General features: G+C 57.6%; 14 protein-coding genes, 1 riboswitch and 1 other annotated feature. Of the genes, 11 read left to right on the top strand and 3 right to left on the bottom strand.

Features of this window, described 5'->3' with window-relative positions; all coding sequences use genetic code 11:
* Positions 1–113: 113 nt before the first annotated feature.
* Positions 114–388 (top strand) — a binding site (T-box leader).
* Between the two features lie 54 nt (positions 389–442).
* Entirely contained in the window at positions 443–1,693 is a 1,251-nt protein-coding gene (gene hisS, locus ACFSOY_RS17645) for a histidine--tRNA ligase (RefSeq protein ID WP_386048896.1), read from the top strand.
* A gap of 80 nt (positions 1,694–1,773) precedes the next feature.
* Here the strand turns inward: hisS and ACFSOY_RS17640 are convergent, their stop codons facing one another.
* The gene (locus ACFSOY_RS17640) at positions 1,774–2,145 is read right to left on the bottom strand and encodes a protease complex subunit PrcB family protein (RefSeq protein ID WP_386048894.1); all 372 of its coding nucleotides are present in this window, start codon (positions 2,143–2,145) and stop codon (positions 1,774–1,776) included.
* A gap of 103 nt (positions 2,146–2,248) precedes the next feature.
* Here ACFSOY_RS17640 and ACFSOY_RS17635 point away from each other — a divergent pair, with 103 nt between their 5' ends.
* From ACFSOY_RS17635 to ACFSOY_RS17620, 4 genes are all read left to right on the top strand, one after another.
* Positions 2,249–3,166: a 50S ribosomal protein L11 methyltransferase gene (locus tag ACFSOY_RS17635; protein WP_386048892.1), complete on the top strand. Its 918-nt coding sequence runs from the start codon at positions 2,249–2,251 to the stop codon at positions 3,164–3,166.
* A gap of 352 nt (positions 3,167–3,518) precedes the next feature.
* Positions 3,519–5,069, top strand: coding sequence for a hypothetical protein (locus ACFSOY_RS17630; RefSeq protein WP_386048891.1), 1,551 nt, complete (start codon positions 3,519–3,521; stop codon positions 5,067–5,069).
* Entirely contained in the window at positions 5,062–7,938 is a 2,877-nt protein-coding gene (locus ACFSOY_RS17625; RefSeq protein WP_386048889.1) for a hypothetical protein, read from the top strand. Before ACFSOY_RS17630 ends, ACFSOY_RS17625 begins: the two co-directional genes overlap by 8 nt.
* A 21-nt stretch (positions 7,939–7,959) precedes the next feature.
* On the top strand, positions 7,960–10,065 hold the full coding sequence (locus tag ACFSOY_RS17620) for a hypothetical protein (RefSeq protein WP_386048888.1): 2,106 nt from the start codon (positions 7,960–7,962) through the stop codon (positions 10,063–10,065).
* A gap of 85 nt (positions 10,066–10,150) precedes the next feature.
* Here ACFSOY_RS17620 and ACFSOY_RS17615 read toward each other — a convergent pair whose 3' ends face one another.
* Complete coding sequence (locus ACFSOY_RS17615) at positions 10,151–11,422, bottom strand: MFS transporter (protein WP_386048886.1); 1,272 nt, start codon at positions 11,420–11,422, stop codon at positions 10,151–10,153.
* Positions 11,423–11,613: 191 nt separating this feature from the next.
* Here ACFSOY_RS17615 and ACFSOY_RS17610 point away from each other — a divergent pair, with 191 nt between their 5' ends.
* The 5 genes from ACFSOY_RS17610 to ACFSOY_RS17590 all read left to right on the top strand — a co-directional run bounded on the left by ACFSOY_RS17610 (position 11,614) and on the right by ACFSOY_RS17590 (position 18,347).
* On the top strand, positions 11,614–12,564 hold the full coding sequence (locus ACFSOY_RS17610; RefSeq protein WP_386048884.1) for a 4-hydroxy-3-methylbut-2-enyl diphosphate reductase: 951 nt from the start codon (positions 11,614–11,616) through the stop codon (positions 12,562–12,564).
* 200 nt (positions 12,565–12,764) lie between these two features.
* Positions 12,765–14,426 (top strand): methyl-accepting chemotaxis protein, encoded by a 1,662-nt coding sequence (locus ACFSOY_RS17605; protein ID WP_386048883.1) that lies wholly within the window; start codon positions 12,765–12,767, stop codon positions 14,424–14,426.
* A gap of 181 nt (positions 14,427–14,607) precedes the next feature.
* Positions 14,608–16,296, top strand: a complete 1,689-nt coding sequence (locus tag ACFSOY_RS17600; RefSeq protein ID WP_386048881.1) for a methyl-accepting chemotaxis protein — start codon at positions 14,608–14,610, stop codon at positions 16,294–16,296.
* 154 nt (positions 16,297–16,450) lie between these two features.
* Positions 16,451–16,936 carry a PH domain-containing protein gene (locus ACFSOY_RS17595; RefSeq protein WP_386048879.1) on the top strand — a complete coding sequence of 162 codons (486 nt, stop codon included), beginning with the start codon at positions 16,451–16,453 and terminating at the stop codon, positions 16,934–16,936.
* Positions 16,926–18,347 (top strand): PH domain-containing protein, encoded by a 1,422-nt coding sequence (locus ACFSOY_RS17590; RefSeq protein WP_386048877.1) that lies wholly within the window; start codon positions 16,926–16,928, stop codon positions 18,345–18,347. Before ACFSOY_RS17595 ends, ACFSOY_RS17590 begins: the two co-directional genes overlap by 11 nt.
* Before the next feature lie 93 nt (positions 18,348–18,440).
* On the opposite strand, the gene ACFSOY_RS17585 is transcribed toward ACFSOY_RS17590, so the two are convergent.
* The gene (locus tag ACFSOY_RS17585; RefSeq protein ID WP_386048875.1) at positions 18,441–19,538 is read right to left on the bottom strand and encodes a citrate/2-methylcitrate synthase; all 1,098 of its coding nucleotides are present in this window, start codon (positions 19,536–19,538) and stop codon (positions 18,441–18,443) included.
* 115 nt (positions 19,539–19,653) lie between these two features.
* Here ACFSOY_RS17585 and ACFSOY_RS17580 point away from each other — a divergent pair, with 115 nt between their 5' ends.
* Positions 19,654–20,541, top strand: coding sequence for a LysR family transcriptional regulator (locus ACFSOY_RS17580; RefSeq protein ID WP_386048873.1), 888 nt, complete (start codon positions 19,654–19,656; stop codon positions 20,539–20,541).
* A gap of 41 nt (positions 20,542–20,582) precedes the next feature.
* Positions 20,583–20,694: riboswitch (TPP riboswitch) on the top strand.
* Positions 20,695–20,743: the final 49 nt, after the last annotated feature.

The raw sequence follows: 20,743 nt of genomic DNA, 5'->3' as shown, positions 1-20,743 counted from the left end.
CCAATATGTACAGGTCTTGTTCTGACTCTATTGTATCAGGCACAAAACGGAAGGCAAGTCGGTTGACAAAGGATGACAGTCTGCCTACAATAAAAGACAAATTCCATCTTGATGCAAGAGCTTTGAAAGGGAAAAGTACAGGTCATCATGTCGTGCAGAGAGCCGGTGGAGGGTGCGAACCGGTCGGCAGTGATCGTGGAAACACCCCCTTGAGCTGTGGCCCGAACCGCTGTTTTCGACTGCGCAGTAGACGTCACCGGAGACTTCCACCGTTATCAGCGGAAGGGGGGTTAGTCGTTTTGACCCCTGATGAGTGGTTATGTGCGCTTCCGATCGGATGCGTGCATAGCAAGATGGGTGGTACCGCGAGCAATCTCTCGTCCCGTTGTGGGAGGGGAGTTTTTTTATTTGCTCAACATTCTTTGGAGGAGGCGTAAAGGAGATGGAACGAATCAATCGTCCGCGTGGCACCGCAGATCTATTGCCACGCCAAGCTCGTGATTGGCAAAAGCTCGAACAGATCGCAAGAGAGGTGTGCGCTCATTTCCATGTCCAAGAAATTCGCACTCCGATGTTTGAGCACACCGAACTGTTTTTGCGCGGTGTTGGGGATGGTACTGACATCGTGGAAAAGGAGATGTACACATTTCTCGATAAGGGCGGGCGCAGTCTGACACTGCGTCCGGAAGGAACCGCTCCGGTGGCGCGGGCCGTTTTAGAAAACAAGCTCTATGCGGAAATGCTGCCGCTGAAGCTGTCATACATCGCCCCGATGTTTCGCTATGAACGTCCTGGGGTGGGAAGGCTGCGACAGCATCACCAGTTTGGCGTGGAGATGGTGGGCAGCCTGTCGCCTGCCGCGGAGGTGGAGATGATCGCGCTGATCATGAGCTTTTACGGGGCGATCGGGGCGAAAGAGCTGACGGTCGCGCTGAACAGCGTGGGCTGTGCCTCCTGCCGCAGCCAGTATCGGGAAGCGCTGCTCGACTATCTGGAGCTTCGCCTGACGGGAATGTGCGAAGACTGCAACCGCCGGGCGAAGAAAAACCCGCTGCGGATTCTCGATTGCAAAAACTCCTGTTGCCAGGCTGCCCTGCTCGGCGCTCCGTCGATCCAAGACTGCCTGTGCGAAGAGTGCCAAACGCACTTTGCCGGCGTCGTGCAGGGGCTGGAAGCGCTCGGGCTTCCCTGCGAGATCGATGCGCGGCTGGTGCGTGGCATCGACTACTACACGCGGACGGTGTTCGAAGTGATGACCGCTTCCCGCTCAACCGTTGCGGCAGGCGGAAGGTACAACAGCCTCTATGCGGAGTTAGGGGAGATCGAGCTGCCCGCTGTGGGCTTCGGCATCGGCTTGGAGCGAGCGCTGCTGTTGCTGGAAGAGCAGGGCGCACCTGCGCTGGGCGGCGAAGACCGCGTGGATCTGTACCTGATACCGCTCGGAGATCGGGCGGAGATCGCAGTGCTTCCGCTGTTGCAGGAATTGCGGCAGGCAGGGCTGGTGGTCGAGCGGGATTTTGCCGGCAAGGGGCTCAAGAGCGCGCTGAAGCGTGCCGACCGCTTGCAAGCGACCTATGCGCTGATCGCAGGAGATGAGGAATTGGCAGCTGGAAAGCTGTTGGTCAAGGAGCTGGCGACGGGGACGCAAGAGCGGATGACGCTGGAAGAGCTGCTGTACCGGATCGAAGGCTGATCGACCGCCAGGCGCTCAGTTGGAACAGAAAGCGAGCAGCTCCGATCAGGCGATCAGAGCTGCTCGCAACCGGAGCGGAATCAGCGGGTCAGCTCCTCCTGATTGAGCAGCACGACAGGCAGCGAAACGTTCGAAAAGCGCAAGATCAACTGCGGGTAGGTGATCGCGTCGAGGAGCATCATGCCCGGCTTCGGACGCACCAGCTTGACGGTGAGCTCCACGCCGCTTTCGCCTGCGATCGCAGAGACCGGCTCCAGGGTGAATCCGCCGGTCGGGCGCTCGCTCGCCGTGAGGATCGCATAGGTGGCATCCCCTTCAGACAGCACTTGCAGGCCAGGGGTGAACATCGCGCGATCGGCGCAGTCGATGACCGCTTGGGGAAGATCTTTGGCGCGCGTGACCACTTCATAGGGCACGGGAGTTCCAACTGGTGGCACTTGGTCTCGATTCAAGGTGTAACCCCTCCTTTAGTGGTAGATGGGTCGATTTTATCAAGAGCGGGGGGCAGGAGCAAGCGACGGCCGCTAGGATGCGAAGCGAAAGGAGCAAGTCAGGATGAAAATGGAAGAGGAAGCTCGCTATATCGAATACCGTTTGACTGTCGATACGGTGCGAGCGGAAGAAGCGATCGCGGCGCTGCAGATGCGCGGGATCGAATATGTCTGGCAGGATGCGCCGTTTGAAACGTTTGTGACCGAGGATGGCTATGGCTATCAGGAGCTGGAGACGGAGCAGACCGTCTTGCGCGCGTATGAGGAGCGAGCAGAAGAGCTTTCGCCAGAAGGGCTGGCGATGCTTGGCGAACAGATGCGAAGCTCGCTTGGCGAGTTGGTCCATTCGGTCGAAGTGAGCGTGCCGCAAGCGGTGACAGAAGACCCGGTCTACCAGTTTACCGCCTTGGAGGTGCGCCCTGGGCTGATGGTTCGCCCTCCGTGGGATGAGGTGCGCGAGTCTGGAGAGCTGACGATCCTGATCGAGCCGGCAGCAGCGTTCGGAACAGGGATGCACCCGACGACGCGCCACTGTCTGGAATTGATCGACAAGCTGGTGCGAGCGGGAGATCGAGTGGCAGATCTCGGGGCAGGCTCAGGCATCTTGAGCCTGTTGGCGAGGAAAAAGGGAGCGGCAGAAGTGGTCGCCGTCGATCTCAACCCTTCGACTGCGAGCAGCCTCGACTACCACATGGAGTTGAACGAACTGGGGGGCATCGAAGTTTGCATCGGGGATGTTTTTGCCCAGTTTGCCGAGGTGGAGCGCCATTATGACCTGGTGGCGGTCAACATCGGCGGCAAAGAGGCGATCGAGCTTGAGCAGCTGCTGTCGAGAATCGTCAAGGAGGATGGCATGCTGCTGCTCTCCGGCATTGTCGAGTGGATGGAGGAGCAGGTGGTCAGCCATTTTGCTACTGCTGGGTACTCGACAGTCGAGCGCAGGCAAGGGGATGAGTGGGTGACGCTTGCGGTGAAGCGATGACGCGCGCTCAACCGCGCCCTGTCGCTTTGGAGATCAGCTCAACGAGGCGGTCTGGATGCCGCTCGAAAAGTTTGCCAACGGCGAGCAGCTCTTGTATCCACAAGGTCTATTGAAGCTATTGCAGGAGAAATTGTAGGGACGGCGCGGTTGCCGTCTCTTTTTTGTTGAGCGGGAAGGTGATGCTCAGGGTGGGTGGAGTCCAACGAGCGTACGAAAAGCGAAGTGAAAGTGACTTTGATTGCGTTGGGTATACTTTTTCTAAAAATATTGATATTGAGGTTAAAATTATATTTCATTATACAGAATTGTGAAATATAATAAATTACACTACAAGTGGTGTTGGAGGGATTTTATGTCGATGAGTCAGCCAGACATGATGAACGTCGAAGATTCTCTTCCAGATTATGAGGTGCTGCTAAAGGCGATGGCGGAAGCAAAAGATGGCACCACCAACAAATGGGACATCATCTGTTCCTACCATGTGGACAAGCTGAACGAAGTGTTGGCTGACCACTATGGGAAAAGCAAATTGATCAGTCAGTTTACATTTTCCAACGAAGAGGTGGATCGCTTCACACGTGAAACCTATATCAGCACGTACGAACTCTCCTTTGCAGCTCCAACGATCGAGTTTCTCAGTCAGAACGGCCTGTGTCAACTAAAGCTCCCGCTGGTGAAGGGGCGCAACATGGTGCGCAAAGAGGATGGTAAGCTGTTGACCGAATACGACCTTCCTGAAAATCAGTACCGCTTGCTGGCGATCGTATCGCTTGCAGCGATCGTCGGAGACGATGCGGAAGGGATGAAGAAGAGCGGTCAAGTGGTTCAATTTCGTGAGGATGGGCAGCAGGCAAACGTATTTCTGCATTTCAAAAGCGAGCTCGGCACTTCGTTTAAGATCGACCCGGAGCCCAAGAAGGAAGACAAAAGCGATCTGGCTGTGATCGTCCGTGAGATCAATTCTTATTTTAATCAATATGTCGATGAGCTTGAGTGGTCGCTCACGTCACTGAACAACGATTCTGTAGGCGAAAATCGCTTTACAATCGTACCGAAAAAGTTTGTATTTTCGACGAGCCAAGCTGAGCAGAGCGGGCCTGGCATTTTGAGCTTGTTCATCGCAACGGAGAACAGCGGAGGCGAAGGGGGGAAGGCGAATTCGAGTTTTGATCTGGGAGACGGTACGCTCCAACCGATTCCCAAAGGCTACACAGCCAGCCTGATCCTCTCCCATGAATTTGTCGCGCGCGTCTACTTGCAACAGGCGCTGTCAAAGATCGGTTTCCGCTCGATCGCCGAAGACATATCTGTCGAGACGGGGGCGGTTACGACCGCTCATTTTGACAAAACGGTCAACGCAAAATGGGGCAATGTATTCGACTTCGCTGAAGACATCACCGTAGATGCTCTGAAATTGGACTTAGGAGGCAAGCCATTTCGATTCGCCTTCAGCACCGACTCGCTTCAGGTCGAGATGGAACAGCGGACGGAGGTCAAATGGACGAGATTTACGATCGGCGGTCATGGTGGACATTATTCGGACGGAAAGGCGAAGGTCAAGGTCGCGCTGGATAAGACGTATCTTTTGCGCGAGATCGTCACCCTGAACGATGAGGAGATCACGCTCAGCTTTCGCACGGAGAATGAAGATTACAAGGTGAGTGTCGAGGGGTTTCCATCGGGGAGCTTTGGTGGAGATTCGAAAGCGGTTCGCTTTGTGCAAAAACAGGTGTACTCCAACTTGCCGGAGATCTCCTTCGATCTGGAGGCGATCAACTATTTTCGAGCGACCAACCTGTTGATGCCAGGCAAAAAGGTGATTGCGTTCGATCATCAAGCGGGCATTCACGTTCCGCGCGATCTGATCCTGGTCGGTCACATCGTCGAGGTGTCCAATGGGTGAGGGCGCTGCGCAAGTGCTGTTGTCACAAAAAAGGGAGAGCTTGCTCTCGGTGGACATCGAGGGCAAATTGATCCTCTTATCGACCGAAGATGTGTTGAAGCTCGGCAAAGGTTCGGAGATCGGAGCAGATCAGTCAGCTTACAGCTCGCTTGCGATCTATGCGGAGCAAGTGTCGCTCTACGGGACGTTCAGCCTGCGGACAGGCATCCTTGCGGCGCACCGGATTGACGCGGGGAAGCCGCTGGGGTTGATCAGCACGGCGGGAGCGGATGGCAGCGAATCGGATGGGCCGAACCTCGATCCAACTGTCAAAGGGGCGCGAGGCGGTGATGGTGAGGCGGGCGGCGATCTGTTTTTGTACGCGGAGACAGTCTCGACCGAACGGCCATTTCTGGCGGTCGATGCGACAGGTGGCAAGGGGGGCGATGGGCAGGAAGGAAGCTCGATTCCTTCCGACAAAGAGCATGAAGAGATGTTTACCTCCGCCGGGGATGGAGGGAATGGCGGCGATGGCGGGCAGGTGGTCGCGCTGGTCGTTCATCCGTACAACCGCCTGACCGAAGAGCTCGTCACGATCTATCACAAGCAAGATCTTGTCGTGCAAAAGGCAGATTTGCGCGCGCTGCTCAGCCAGTTTCCGCAGGCGGAAGCGGTCAAAAGCGTAAAGGCGAAACTCGAAGCAGCAGCCATGATCGTCGATCAGGCTGAATTCGGCGAATCTCTGCGCACAGCGGGAAGTTTGTTGCTCGACCTTGCGGACGCTTGGCAGCTGGAAGCGCGGCACAACCTCTATACGCTCGGCGGAGCGTACGGAACGCATGGCTCTGGACGCGTTCGCCCAGGCACAAACGGCATCTCCGGGATGGATGGAGAGCATGCGCTTGTGCTCGAAGGTTCTCCAGAGCTGCTGGTCGGCTGGAAGTGGGAGCAGTTTCTGTTCGTTCATCCCCACCAGTGTGCGATGCTGCTGGAGAAGGCGAAGTTGATGTACTTGACGTTGAACCCGCGTGTGACGGAGAGCGTACAGGATGTGTGGACGCTGTTCAAACGCTTGCAGGAGCGAACCGCTCCGTTCGTCAACCTGCAACCTGACCATCTGCTGTTCAAACATTATCAGGAGGTCGAATCCGCTTTTGGCGCGTACAACAGCGTCGCCCAACTCGCTTGCATTCATCAGCAAGCCTCACACTATTTGACTCGGCTCAACTTGGGGCAGGATGCTTTTGGCTATGACAGGCAGTATGCGCCGCTCGCCTCTTACACGCTGTATGAAGGCATATTGAATCGGATGATCGATGATTTTGAAAAGTTGGAAGCAGTCTATCAGCAATATTATGATCGCTTGGATCAGGCTGTCCAGCTTCGAGATTATCTTGACCATGCGCGGAGCTATGGCGAGTCGATCATCGCGCAGGCAGGTGCGAACGTCGAGGATTTGCGAAAGCTGATCTCCGCTTCGGCCGGTGTCATCCAGCGATATGAGATCGCCTTGCCCGATAAAAAAGAGGCGTTGCTCGAGGCGATCGACAGGCTGGAGCGGCAGATCGAAGATCGGATCAACTTAGAAAATTTCGCCATCCGCGAAATTTTCTCCGCGCTTTCGATGATCGCCTTCGCGCCAGAAGCGCCGCTGATCTATCTGGGGGAAGGGGCGCTTGTGCTGTACTCCCAGTACAGCAACCTCAAGGAGGAGAAGGTCGAGACGAGATATCTGATCAAGAGCATTCGCGCGATCAAAGACAGCTTTGGCTCGCTGGTCGAAGGGTATAAAGTGCAGCTCGACGGGATGCTCGCACCGGACGATCCGGGGGCGAACAAGCTGATCGCATCAGCAAGAGATCTGGATCGGCTGTTAGATTCGATCAGTTCGCAGTTGCCTGAGCGTGCGGGTGAGGAGTTTAAAGCGATCGTCGACGATTATGTGCAGACGATCGTCGCGCGCAACAACGAGATCTTGACCTACAATGCGATCGTGTCCTTGCTCTTTCAAAATCGCGATCAGGTCGAGCAGGCGAAACTGTCGATCGCCGATCTGAACAGGCAAGCGCTGGCGAACCTGAAAGGAACGTCGCTCAACTTGACCGCCTTTCTGTCCCATCTGTACTATGCGGCGCGCAATCAAGTGTTGGAGATGCTGTCGCTCACCGCAAACGCCTTTCGCTTTTGGGCGGTGACCGATCAAAGCCCGCTGCAAACGCTGATCGAGTGGTCAACACCTCCCGATATCAACGCGGCCGTGCTGCGCGCTGCCCACAGCGAACTGCTGAAGCGCTTCACAGAGGCGGTGGAGCGGTTTGCCAACAACCCGAGCCGCTATCCAGACCCGAGTGTCCCACACTACGATCCAAAGGTCGATCGCGGCATTCTGGTCAAACTGTCCGCCTGGCAGCTGAGCAGGTTTCGCCGGAGCGGGCGAGCGGTGATTCAGATCGAAACGGCGCTTAAAGAAACGTTGAAACGGGAGAACCCGTTCGCCGGGCGGGCGAATGTTCGCGTCGAGAAAGTGCGAGCGTGGATTCATGGCGCGAAGACGGAAGATGATCTGCTGCACGTGAAGATCACGCATACGGGCGAAGAGGAGATCACCGATCTGCAGGGCGATCTGTATCGGTTTAAACACAAGCCGCGCAATGCGGACTTCGTGTACCAGATCTCCGATCGCCGCGTCAAGACGGACGGACAGATGGGCGTGAGCGTGCAGCTCGGCGGGGGAGGTTCCGATCAGACGCGGGCTGTCTCCTACGCGCTGGTCGGCCCGTTCACATTTTGGCAGATCGAAGTCGCAGAGGAAAACAACGCGGGCAGAGACATCAGCCAGGTGACCGACATCGAGCTTGAGTTTTTTATCTCGTACTACCCGTTTGATTAATCGAATGAGGAGGCTACTCGGATGGGATTGTTTCCACGATTGAACAGTTTGCCGCTGCTGAGGATTCGCAACCCGCTCGTTCAAGATGGGATCGTTTCGATTCCCACGCGCGGCGTGCGCCACATCGCGTTCCCCAGACCGCTCTGGGATGGTTTTTCGAAGACGCTGTTCGGGCGGGATGTGCATCCGCGCGATCTGCCGACCGCGCTGCGCACGCTGGCCAGAGAACAGCCCGCCCAGTATGGGGAACGGTTGGGCGAATATTTGCGCACGACCGCACAGTCGGCGGTGCAACTTTTGCAAGAGGGTGTGGGCGGAGAGTTTCCGAAAGACTTTGGGAAAGAGCATCGGGCGCTGCCCAACGAGCTGGCGCAGATCGCGTTGACCGACTCGATCTTCCCCGAGGATGGTGGACATCTTGGCATCATCATCAACGCACACTCGATGAAGAACGCATACGATAAGCTGTCCGACCATCGGCTGATGCATGTGATGACCTCTCCGTTTCCCTTGCGCACCTTCCCGCTCAAAAACAGCCACTACCCGTCCGCCTATCGCATCACCCGCAATTTTGATGGCACGGCGAAAGATGTGTTTCGCGAGCTGTTTCCGGAGATCGTCGAGCATGCGGTCGAGCGGTATCGGCAGAAGGGCCGGATGGCAGGCTATCAGACGCTCGGCGCATCGCTGGTGGCGGCAGACTTTCATCTCGTCATCGATCGGCCGGGATTCCGCACGCAAAAGGTGACGATGCAGACCACGCCCGTCCATCCGTTTGACGGGCTGGTCGATTGGACCATCTCCTCCTTTAAAGAGCTGCCGCATGCGGTGTTTGGGATCTCGATCCACATGGGGGAGAACGTTTTGGGCATCGTCGAGCGGCTGAACATGAAGTTTGCTCCCAACCTGTTCAACCCGATGTGGCGCGTCGGCGCGCTGTTGGTCGATCATTTTGATCAGGCTGGCTTTGATCGACTGCGCCCAGAAGAGGCGCTGCTGCTCGACGAAAATTTCCGCGAGACGTTCTACGAGTCGGTCAGGAAGCTCGATTGGAAGCTCCATCTGGACACGGTGGTCATGTCGGCGCTCGACTATTTTGGCGAAGCGATGCGCACGGTGCGCCTGTTCAAGAACAACACGGCGGTGACGCTCGATGCGTACGAGCTGGCGAGCATCGACTCGCTAGAAGCGGCGGAAAAAGCGATTCGCGATGGCATCGAGCGCAGCCGCGCGGAAAACTATACGGGAGCTGGCGGGCTGGAGGTGGCCGATCCGAACGCGCGGGTGCCCAGCCTGTACGGCTCGACGACGAGCGGCGCGGTCGATCTGCTCAGCAAGGAGGCGCCGCTGTTGGAGCCGCTGCGCACGCAGGTCGAGCAGATCGGGCAGATCGCCGACCGCATTCCGTGGGACTATCTGCGCGAGCGCACCGAGCGCTATGTGCGCGATGCGGTCAACAAGGAGGCGCGGGAACTGCCCGATTCGCTCTCCAAGAGCATTGAGGAACTGCTGGAGGCGGTGGATACGCCCGAGTATCGGACGGGAGTGGCCGATCATCTGGCCGAGCAGGTGACCGATCTGCTGAGCGCCAACCCGAAGCTGGAGGAGATCGCCGGCGACCTGACCGAGCGCGGCCTGCAGGATACGGTGGCGATCGCGGTGAGCGACGGCGTCTATGCGCGCTATGCCGATCTGAAGGCGGGGGAGAGCCTGTTGCGAACAGATGTTGAGCGCTTCCTCTATCAAAACAGGGAGCACCAGCTCGAACAGCGCGTGCAGGAGATTCAACAAGAGCAGATCGCCAGCGCCGATCGCCTGCAGACCACTTCGAGGGAGATCGAAGAGGCGAAGCGGACGAGAGAGAAGTTGGCCAAGCAGTTGGAGCGAGAGCCGGAGACGAGCGAGGAAAGAGAGCGGCTTAAGCGCCTGTTGGATGAAGTGGAGCGGCAGGTGGAACGAGATCGGGCGGAGCTCGACCGACTTCAGCGCGAACATGAGCGCGGACAGCGAGAGATCGAGGAGCGCAAGCGAGCGACGGAAGAGCTTGCCGAGCGGAGAAAGCGAAGAGAGCGCGAGGCTGCTGAGCGGGCGGGCGGCGTTTTCCACGGAGATGGGAGGCCGCGCTGATCGAAGGCGCGGCGCATCGCCAGCAAACGGTCGGCGAGCATTCGAGGAGCGATCATGAGAACAGCCGGGAGTGCGCTCCCGGCTGTTAGCTTTGAAAGGTGGAACGAGGGATCTTCTCCGCCATCGAGCGGCTGACCGATCGGTAGGAGGGGAGCAAGCGGCAGATGCCGACCGCACCGATCTCCATCACGCCGCAGATCAAAAAGACGGCGCGGGTGCCGATCGCGGCGGCAAGCGATGTTCCGGCACCGACCGACAGGAGCGAAAGCGGTCCGGTGATCGGGCCGAATGCGCCATAGACTCGGCCGCGCAGATGGTCGGGCACGATCGTCTGAATGATCGTGTCCTGCACGATCTGATTGACCGAACCGATGATGCCGAAGAAGGCGAAACAGGTGATCGCCACCGTCATCGTATCACAGAGGGCGAAGATGACCACGACACCGCCGTCGAAGGCGAGAGAAGCGAACAGCAGCCAGAGCATCGGGATGCGCTTGACCAGCAGCGTGGTGAGAAACGCTCCGACCAAGCCGCCGATCCCAAGCGCCGAGAAGAGGAGCCCGACCGCGCCGCTCGCTTGGTCCTGCGGCACGAGGTGCTCGCCGACAAAGAGGATCGTCAGCGTTCCCTGCGTGCCCATGCACAGCGTGAAGAGCATCATGAACGCGAACAGGTAGATCAGGATCGGCTCGGTGCGGATGTAGGCGAACCCTTCGCGCACCTCCTGCCAGATCGACGATCGCTCGCGCTCCTCTTTGGTGCGCAGGGCCGCTTGATCGACCACCTTCACCAGCAGGAGCAACAGCGGGGTGAGCATGTAGAGCGCGGTGCCGATCAGGAACGCGACCTGATGGCCGAAGGAGAACACCACGTAACCGCCGAGCGCCGGGCGGAAGATCTGCCAAAAGTTGTTCAGCGTCGCAAGCAGCGAGTTCATCGACACATACTGTCCCGGCTGTACCAACAGCGGAAGGAGCGCGCGGTGTGGCGGTTCGCCAAAGGCGACAAACGTGGAGTGCAGCGCGGCGAGCAGATAGAGCTGCCACAGCTCGGTGGAGAAAAACATCAGCAGCAGCGTGACGGCGCGAAACAGGTTGCTGAGCACCAGCAGCGTCTTTTTCGAGATGCGGTCTGCCAAAAGCCCTGCCCAAGGTGAGATCAGGATGCCGGGCAAGATCTCAAGCATCGTCGAGATGCCCAGCGCGACCGGGTCGTGATCGGACAGCACCAGCACTTGCGACCAGATGGCAAACATCTGCACAAAATTGGCAAACGAGCTCGTGTAGAAGCTTGAGAGATAGATCGTAAAATTGCGGTTGGTGAGCAGCTCCCGAAACCGCTTGAGATCTCGTGACATCGACTTCCTCCTCTCCTCGAAACCGAACGGTTTGCAGCAGTTCTAAGATCGAAAAGACCGCGAGCGACAAGACGCCCGCGGTCACTATTCACCAAGTTACTAATTTTTTCATTATCCTGCCACGACGCTCCCTTGTCAATATGCTATACTGAGATTGCTTTACAACCTCGCAAGCTTAGGAGGAATCGCAGATGGAAGTTATGAAAATTTCGCCCCGCGGCTATTGTTATGGAGTGGTCGATGCGATGGTGTTGGCACAGCAGGCGGCCAAAGACCTCGATCTGCCACGTCCGATCTATATACTCGGCAAGATCGTTCACAACCAGCATGTGGTCGATGCGTTTACCGAGCAGGGCATCATCACGATCGACGGTGACAACCGCTTGGATCAGCTGGAGAAGATCGACAGCGGCACCGTCATCTTCACCGCTCATGGCGTCTCCCCAGAGGTGCGCAAGCGCGCACAGGAAAAGGGGCTGACCACCGTCGATGCGACCTGTCCTGATGTGACGAAAACGCACGACCTGATCCGCGAGAAGACGCGCGAAGGCTATGAGGTGATCTACATCGGCAAGAAGGGGCATCCCGAACCGGAAGGCGCGCTCGGCGTGGCGCCCGATGCGGTGCACCTCGTCGAAAAAGAGGCGGATGTCGAAAGTTTGGCGTTCAAGACGAACAAGGTGCTCGTGACCAACCAGACGACGATGAGCCAGTGGGACACGAAGCACCTGATGAACGTCGTGCTGCGCAAGTTTCCGCATGTTGAGATCCACAACGAGATCTGCCTCGCCACACAGATCCGCCAAGAGGCGGTCGCAGAGCAGGCGGGAGCGGCAGACTTGACGATCGTCGTCGGCGATCCGGCGTCGAACAACTCCAACCGCCTCGCTCAAGTGTCGGTGGAGATCGCTGGGACCAAAGCGTATCGCGTGGCTGACGTCTCCGAGATTCGGCTGGAGTGGTTGCAGGGCGTGAACAAGGTTGCTGTCACCTCAGGCGCTTCGACGCCCACGCAGATCACCAAAGAGGTGATCGATTTTCTTGAACAGTTCGATGCGGAGGATGAGGCGACGTGGGAGCGCATCCGCAAAGTGTCGATCAACCGAATTTTGCCTCGATTTAAGGAAAAGTCAAAATCATAGTTATCTAAGTTACGAGACCTCCAAAACTTTTTTGGGGGTCATTTTTTATAGTTTGCGACAGAATTAGTAACATTTATCAGGAATGGATGACAGAAACTGTCGGGAGTGGCATACTGGAAGGAAACATTCTCCAAAATTAAGTGCTAAATATTTTCAAAGTGAGAGGTAATCAAATGAAACTTAAAACGAAGCTATTGTTGATGATTACTCTTGTTATCTTGGTTGGAACGTCGGCGATGGGGATCTTCTCCGCCCAGACGATGAAGACGAGCATCTTGGACTCTTCCCAGGAAAAGTTGCAGTCTGATGTCAAGCTCTCTTATCAGATTATTGAGAACAAATACCCAGGGGCATGGAATGTGCGCGGGGATAAGCTGTACAAGGGCGAGCAGTTGATGAGTGGGAACGATCGACTGGTCGACGAGTTTCAGAAGTTGATGGGCGGCGATACGGTCACGATGTTCCTCGGAGATGCGCGCACGGCGACGACGATCAAAAATGAGGATGGCTCGCGCGCGACCGGCACAAAAGTTGCTGACGTTGTCGCCGAGTCGGTGTTGAAGCGCGGCGAAGTCTATTACGGAGAGGCAGAAGTGATCGGCATTGTCAATCGGACCGCCTATGAGCCGATCCGCGATGCTTCGGGCAAGGTGGTCGGCATCTGGTCGGTCGGGGTTCCCGAGTCGATGTTTGCACAGCTGGTGAACGATTTCCGCTTCGGTTTGATCGTCTTCGGGGCGATCGGACTGCTGGTCGGGATCATCGCCGCCTGGTTTATGGCAGAAAGGTTCTCGCGTCCGCTGGTCAAGCTGAACAAGGTGGCCAACAAGGTGGCGGCCGGCGACTTGCGCATCGAGAAGTTTGCGGTTGCGCGCGAGGATGAGATCGGACAGCTGATCGGTTCGGTCAACAAGATGGTCGACAACCTGCATGAGCTGATCAATCAGGTGAACGTGACGGCTGAGCATGTGGCGGCCACCTCGGAGCAGCTGGCTGCCAGCACCGACCAAGCGGCTGTCGCGACAGAGCAGATCACCAAGACGATCCAAGATGTGGCGATCGGAGCGGAGCGCCAAGTGCAGAGCGCGGTGGACAGCGCCGACGCGATGGAAGCGCTGTCGGTCGGCATCATGCGCATCGCCGAGACTTCGACGGTGGTCAGCGAGGCGTCCTGGCAGTCTGCCAAAGAGGCGGAGCAGGGCAACGAATCGATCCTGACGGCGAAGCGTCAGATGGGGATGATCCACACGTCTGTCCACGAGACGGCGAGCGGCATTCAGCTGTTGGAAAAGCGCTCCCAGGAGATCGGGGAGATTGTCGAGGTGATCACCGGGATCGCCCAGCAGACCAACCTGCTGGCGCTGAACGCGGCGATCGAGGCGGCGCGCGCAGGTGAACAGGGCAAAGGGTTTGCGGTGGTAGCCGATGAGGTGCGCAAGCTGGCCGAGCAGTCGGGCGTTTCGGCAGGGCGGATCTCCGACCTGATCCAGACGATTCAAAAGGAGACGACGAAAGCGGCCGGATCGATGAACGAGGTGACCCGCGAGGTGCAGGTGGGCACCGAGGTGGTCAACGTGGCGGGCGAGGCGTTCGAGCGCATCCTGCTCAGCGCGAAGCAGGTGGCCGACCAGATTCAGGAGGTCACCGCCGCGTCGGAGGAGATGTCGGCGAGCACCGAACAGGTATCGCACTCGGTCGAGGATATGAGCCGAATCGCCCAATCGTCGTCGGGCAACGCGCAGAACGTCGCGGCCGCGTCGGAGGAGCAGTTGGCATCTGTCGAAGAGATCTCGATGTCTGCTGAGTCCTTGACCAAACTCGCGCAGGAGCTGCGCGAGCTGGTCGGCAAGTTTAAGCTGTAGGCGGTACGGAACAGAAGGGTCGCATTCCTCCGGGAATGCGGCCTTTTTCGCATAAAATACTGATCTGTAAGTCAATTTCACAGATTGCGAAAGTTTTTTAACACTTTTCTGGTAACGGTGACAGAAACTTCAGATCGTGCGATACTAGAGATATGATATTTTCCATAAAAGAGGTAATTGGATGAAAATTAAAACGAAGGTCGTCTTGCTATTTTCTCTGGTTATTGTGGTAGGAACTGCGGCGATGGGGATTTTTTCTGCTCAGACGATGGAGGGCAAAATCCGCGAGTCGGCACAGGGCAAGCTGAAGTCTGATCTGCTGCTCGGACAGCAGATCATCGAACACAAATATCCGGGCGATTGGTCGGTGCGCGGAGATCAGCTGTACAAAGGCGAACAGCTGATCAATGGGAATGAACAGATCGTCGACGAGATCGGCAAGCTGACCGGCGGTGATACGGTCACCCTGTTCCTCGGCGATACTCGGGTGACCACCAACGTGCTGAAAGAGGACGGAACGCGCGCGATCGGCACAAAAGTATCGGATGTCGTTGCGGATGCTGTGTTGAAGCAGGGGACGATGTACATCGGGGAGGCGGAAGTGGTCGGTGTGAGAAACCAGACCGCCTATCAGCCGATCAAGAGCGCAGATGGCAAAGTGATCGGCATCTGGTATGTCGGGGTGCCCGATTCGATGTTTGAGCAGATCGTGAACGACTTCCGCTTCGAGGTGGCGATCTTTGGCGTGGTGGGACTGCTCGTCGCGATCATCGCCTCCTGGCTGGTGGCCGAAGCGAACGCAAGGCCGCTCGTTCGCTTGACGCAGACGGCGAACAAGGTGGCGTCAGGCGATCTGCGCGTCGAGAAGATCGAGCTGACCCGCGCCGATGAGATCGGACAGTTGAACCGCTCGGTCAACAAGATGGTCGACAACCTGCATGAGCTGATCAATCAGGTGAACGTGACGGCTGAGCATGTGGCGGCCGCCTCGGAGCAGTTGGCTGCCAGCACCGACCAAGCGGCTGTCGCGACGGAGCAGATCACCAAGACGATCCAAGATGTTTCGATCGGAGCGGAGCAGCAGCTGCAGAGCGCGGTGGACAGCGCCGACGCGATGGAAGCGCTGTCGGAAGGCATCATGCGCATCGCCGAGACTTCGACGGTGGTCAGCGAGGCGTCCTGGCAGTCTGCCAAAGAGGCGGAGCAAGGCAACGAATCGATCCTGACGGCGAAGCGTCAGATGGGGATGATCCACACGTCTGTCCACGAGACGGCGAGCGGCATTCAGCTGTTGGAAAAGCGCTCTCAGGAGATCGGGGAGATCGTTGAGGTGATCACCGGGATCGCTCAGCAGACCAACCTGCTGGCGCTGAACGCGGCGATCGAGGCGGCGCGCGCAGGTGAACAGGGCAAAGGGTTTGCGGTGGTCGCCGATGAGGTGCGCAAGCTGGCCGAGCAGTCGGGCGTTTCGGCTGGGAGGATCTCCGACCTGATCCAGACGATTCAAACGGAGACGGCCAAAGCGGCCGGATCGATGAACGAGGTGACCCGCGAGGTGCAGGTGGGCACCGAGGTGGTCAACGTGGCGGGCGAGGCGTTCGAGCGCATCCTGCTCAGCGCGAAGCAGGTGGCCGACCAGATTCAGGAGGTCACCGCCGCATCGGAGGAGATGTCGGCGAGCACCGAGCAGGTGTCGCATACGGTTGATGATATGAGCCGAATCGCCCAATCGTCGTCGGGCAACGCGCAGAACGTCGCGGCCGCGTCGGAGGAGCAGTTGGCATCTGTCGAAGAGATCTCGATGTCTGCCGAGTCCTTGACCAAACTCGCGCAGGAGCTGCGCGAGCTGATCGGCAAGTTTAAACTGTAGCGAATGGCAGGAGCGAGGAGAGCCGACATCAAGAGGATGTCAGCTCTCCTCTTTTGTTCGCTTCTAAAAGCAGGGGAGAATCTGATCGCTACCGAAACTTATAGTCGACCAAACCGTATAAAAGGTAGACAATCTTAGAGGAGGTACATACAGCATGCGAAATCCACCGATCCATGAGGTTGATCATCGCGCGGTAAAAGTGTGGCGGATCACCGCTTTGTTCACGTCCTTATTCTATTGGCTTTTTCCGGTCGGATACTATTTTCTCAGCAAGCGAGTTGACGTGCTTCCCGATTGGGGGCTGCTGCTCCTGCTGACGCTCGCACTGATCATCACGCTGTTCGAAGTGATCTTCGTGCCGATCATTCGGTATCGCACGTGGCGCTATGAGATCACGGCGGAGGAGATCTACCTGCAGCACGGGGTGTTCGTCGTTCGCAGAAGTTCGATTCCGATGACCCGCGTTCAGCATGTGGAGACAGCACAGGGCGTGCTGCTGCGCCCCTACGATCTGGCTGTCGTTTCGATCTTCACGGCGGGCGGCAAACATAAAATCCCTGCGCTGCAGGTGGACGTCGCCGACAACTTGCGCAACAAGATCGCCGAGTTCGCCAAGGTGGTGGACGACCATGATGTCTAAGCCGCGCCGCGTTCATCCGCTGGCGATCATCCCGTTCGCGTTGCAATTTATGAAAAATGCGCTGATTCCGATCGTCGTCGGTTCGTTTTCCTTAATTCGGGAGCATCCGTTTCTCACCATTCTCGGCGCGTTTGGCGTCTTGCTGTTGACAGGCTTTTTCGGTGCGCTCGCGTGGTACAACTTTACGTACTCGATCGAAGGTGGAGAGCTGCGCGTGCAGAAGGGCCTGTTGAACAAACAGCGCCGCTATATTCCGCTCGAACGCATCCAGTCGATCGACATTTCGGCGGGCATCATCTTTCAGCTGGTCGGCCTGGTCAAGTTGCAGGTCGAAACGGCGTCCGATGGAAAGCTGCCGGAGATCTCGCTGGCGGGGATCAAGAAGCAGGAGGCAGAAGAGCTGAAGCGGATGCTGAACGAAGCGAAGCTGGCTGGCAAGGCGGAGAAGCAACAGGGTGAAGCGGCGCTGGAAGAGCAGGCGGAGGCGGTGGCGGAGACGCCGAAAAAGCGTTACACGCTCACCCCGAAGCGGCTGATCTTGATGGCGCTCACCTCTAGCTCGCTCGGTCTGTTTGCCCCCGTGCTCTCGACGATCACCGAGCCGCTCGTCAACTTTATCGACTATTTTGTGAACTGGTTTGACTTCGCTTCTTTCGATCTGGCCGCCTACAAGTATGTGGCGCTGGGTGTTGTGATCGCCGCGCTTTCGGTCGTCGGCTCGCTGGTCGCCACCATCCTCGCCTATGCGCGGTTCACCTTGACGCGACAGGGAGATGAGCTCAAGATTTCGCGCGGCCTGTTGGAGAAGCGGGAATTGACGTTGCCGCTCAACCGATTGCAGGGCATTCGCATCGTCGAAGGGATCTTGCGTCAGCCGTTCGGTTTTGTGACGGTGCATGTCGAGAGCGGTGGCTATGGGAAAAACCAAGGCCAGAGCACCGTGATCTTCCCGATGGTCAAGCGCAGCGAACTGCCGGCGTTTTTGGAAGACGTTTTGCCCGAGTTTCGCATGAGCACCGACTTGGCCGCGCTGCCCAAGCGTGCGAAAAGAAGATATGCCTTTCGGGCGTCGCTCTTCTCGATCGTTCCGATCGGTGTGCTCACCTGGTTTTTCTTCCCCTATGGTCTGTTCGGGCTGGTGCTGATCCCGCTGTTGGTCGGGCTTGGATTTTTGCAGCATCGAGAGGCCGGATGGGCGATGCGGGAAGGTTTTTACACGATTCGCTCGCGGACGATCGCCCGCACCACGGTAGTGATCCCGCGGCGCAAAGTCCAGTCGTTCCATCATCAGCAATCGCTGTTTCAAAAGCGCGCTCGCCTCGCCACCGCATCGGTCCGCATCACGTCTGGCGGCATCGGCAAAACGTTCAAGATCGTCGATCTGGAACAGGATGTGGTGTTCGGGAAGTAGCGGAGCGCGAGTCAAACTGTCATCGTTCAACAAAAACAGCCCCGACACATCACGAGAAAAGTGGTGTGTCGGGGCTGTTCGCTGTAACGAGATCTATTCGGGCATCTGACCGGTATAGGTCGACTGCGGACGGATGATGCGACCTGCCGCCGCTTCGAGGATGTGCGCACACCAGCCCACCGTGCGGGAGACGGCGAAGGACGGGGTGAACAGGGAGTCTGGCAATCCGATGGCGCGCATCACCGCAGCCGCATAGAATTCGACGTTGGTGTTCAGCGGACGGTTCGGCTTGAACTCTTGGAGCAGACGCAGGCCGACCGCTTCCACATGCGTGGCCAACTCGAACCACGGATCGTCGCCCGCCAGCTCGTTGGCGATGATCGAAAGCGCTTTCGCACGCGGGTCATAGGTGCGATACACGCGGTGGCCGAAGCCCATCAGGCGATCGCCCGCTTCCAAGCGGCTGCGCATCCACGGTTCTGCATTCTCCTTGCTGCCGATCGCTTCGATCATCTCGGTCACTTCGGACGGCGCTCCGCCGTGCAGCGGTCCTTTGAGCGCACCGAGCGCTGCGGTGATCGAGGAGATCAGGTCGGATCGGGTGGAGGCGACCACGCGACCTGCGAACGTCGAGGCGTTCAACCCGTGCTCTTGCGTCAGGATCAGATAGGCGTCGAGCGCTCGCACATGCGCAGCGAGCGGTTCTTCCCCTTTGAGCATGTAGAGGTAGTTTGCCGTGTGGCCGAGGTCTGTGCGCGGCGCGATCGGAGCATGTCCGGCGATGCGCGCATAGCGGTAGGCGACCAGCGTCGGCACTTTCGCGGTCAGGGAGATCACCTGCCCCAGCGTGGGCGGCCAAGCGGCAAACTCCGGTCCGCCGAGCAGCGACAGGCCGGTGCGCAGCGCGCTCATCATATCCACATCGTGCGGAATCGCATCGATGGCAGTTTTTACGTAGGCGGGCAGTTCCCGCTGTGCCGACAGCTTCTCCTGCAGTGCAGCCAGTTCCGCTTGGTCGGGCAGATGACCGTACCAGAGAAGGTGGGCGACTTCTTCAAACGTGTGGTGGAGAGCGAGGTCACGGGCCCAATGATTGCGATAGACGAGCAGGCCGTTTTGTCCATCGACCAGGCTCAAGTCTGTTTGAGCTACGACAACATTTTCGAGTCCGAGCGATACGATGTTTTCCATCTTCTGTACAACCCCTTTCTCTATAGTTTCATTGTATAGACACATTTATAAAAAGGAAAATAGATATAATTGTCCTATACGATTACGAAATATAATCAATGGAAAGGTTGACAGGATGGACGTCAAACTTCTTCGCACCTTTATCGTGATGGCAAAAGAGCTCAATTTTCATCGGACGGCCGAGCGGTTGTACCTCGCACAGCCGACCGTTTCGGTGCACATCCGCCAGTTGGAAGGTCTGGTCGGCTACCCGCTGTTTGAGCGAAGCGGGCGGAAAGTGCGCCTGACCGCAGCGGGGGAGCGATTCCGCCTGCATGCGGATCGCATTCTGGAAGCGCATGATGAAGCGCTTTCCGATCTGGCGCGCTGGAAAGCTGGCTATGACGACCGGCTGGATCTGCTCTTGGCACCGATCTGTGCCGAATATGTATTGCCACCGCTGTGGAAGCGATACACGCTGATGCATCCGAATGTGGAAGTGCGGATCTACACCACCCTCTCTCCTTCGGTCGGGCCAGGCATCGCAGCTGGGCGATCGCACATCGGGCTCTCGCGGGTCGAGTCGACGCATCCCGATACGGAGTCGCGCATCCTGCGCGAAGATCCGGTGGTGATGATCGCCCCAGGCTCGGTCGACCCGCAGAAGGTGGACTATCGCGAGCTGCTGCTCGATCATCCCTTGCTGACGAAAAACCACCCGGACTATTGGGATGAACTGCTGTTTCAGCTGCACGAAAACCGCGCGCCGATTCGCCCGATGCAAGTTTCACAGGTGGCGGTGACCCGCAAGCTGATCATCGAAGGGATGGGCGTATCATTTTTGCCCAAGTCGGCTGTGCAAGAAGACCTCGCGCAAGGCGATCTGGTCGAACTGCCCACGCCCGATCTGCGCTTGCCGACCGCCTATACGTATGTGGTCACGCCGCGCAACAAAGAGCTGCCTCTCGCAGCAGTCAATTTTTTAAACCTGCTCGACCAGCCGCTTGACGATCGAGCGAAATGACTTGCTTTTCAGCCACAATAGGTATAAGGTGGAAATAGCAACTTCATAAGAACGGGAGCTTGGTTGAACCAGGCTGAGAGGATGGGAAGTCTACCATCGACCGTAAACCTGATCTGGATAATGCCAGCGTAGGGAATGTAGAGAAACTATGATCTGTATGCTGATGTGCCGCAGTGCGCACATCGGTCATGCGTTCGTTTCG

Source organism: Tumebacillus lipolyticus (assembly GCF_042682745.1).
GTDB classification, from domain to species: domain Bacteria; phylum Bacillota; class Bacilli; order Tumebacillales; family Tumebacillaceae; genus Tumebacillus_A; species Tumebacillus_A lipolyticus.
Note: the sequence above shows the minus strand (reverse complement) of the source record. Positions and strands in the feature narration are given on the sequence as shown.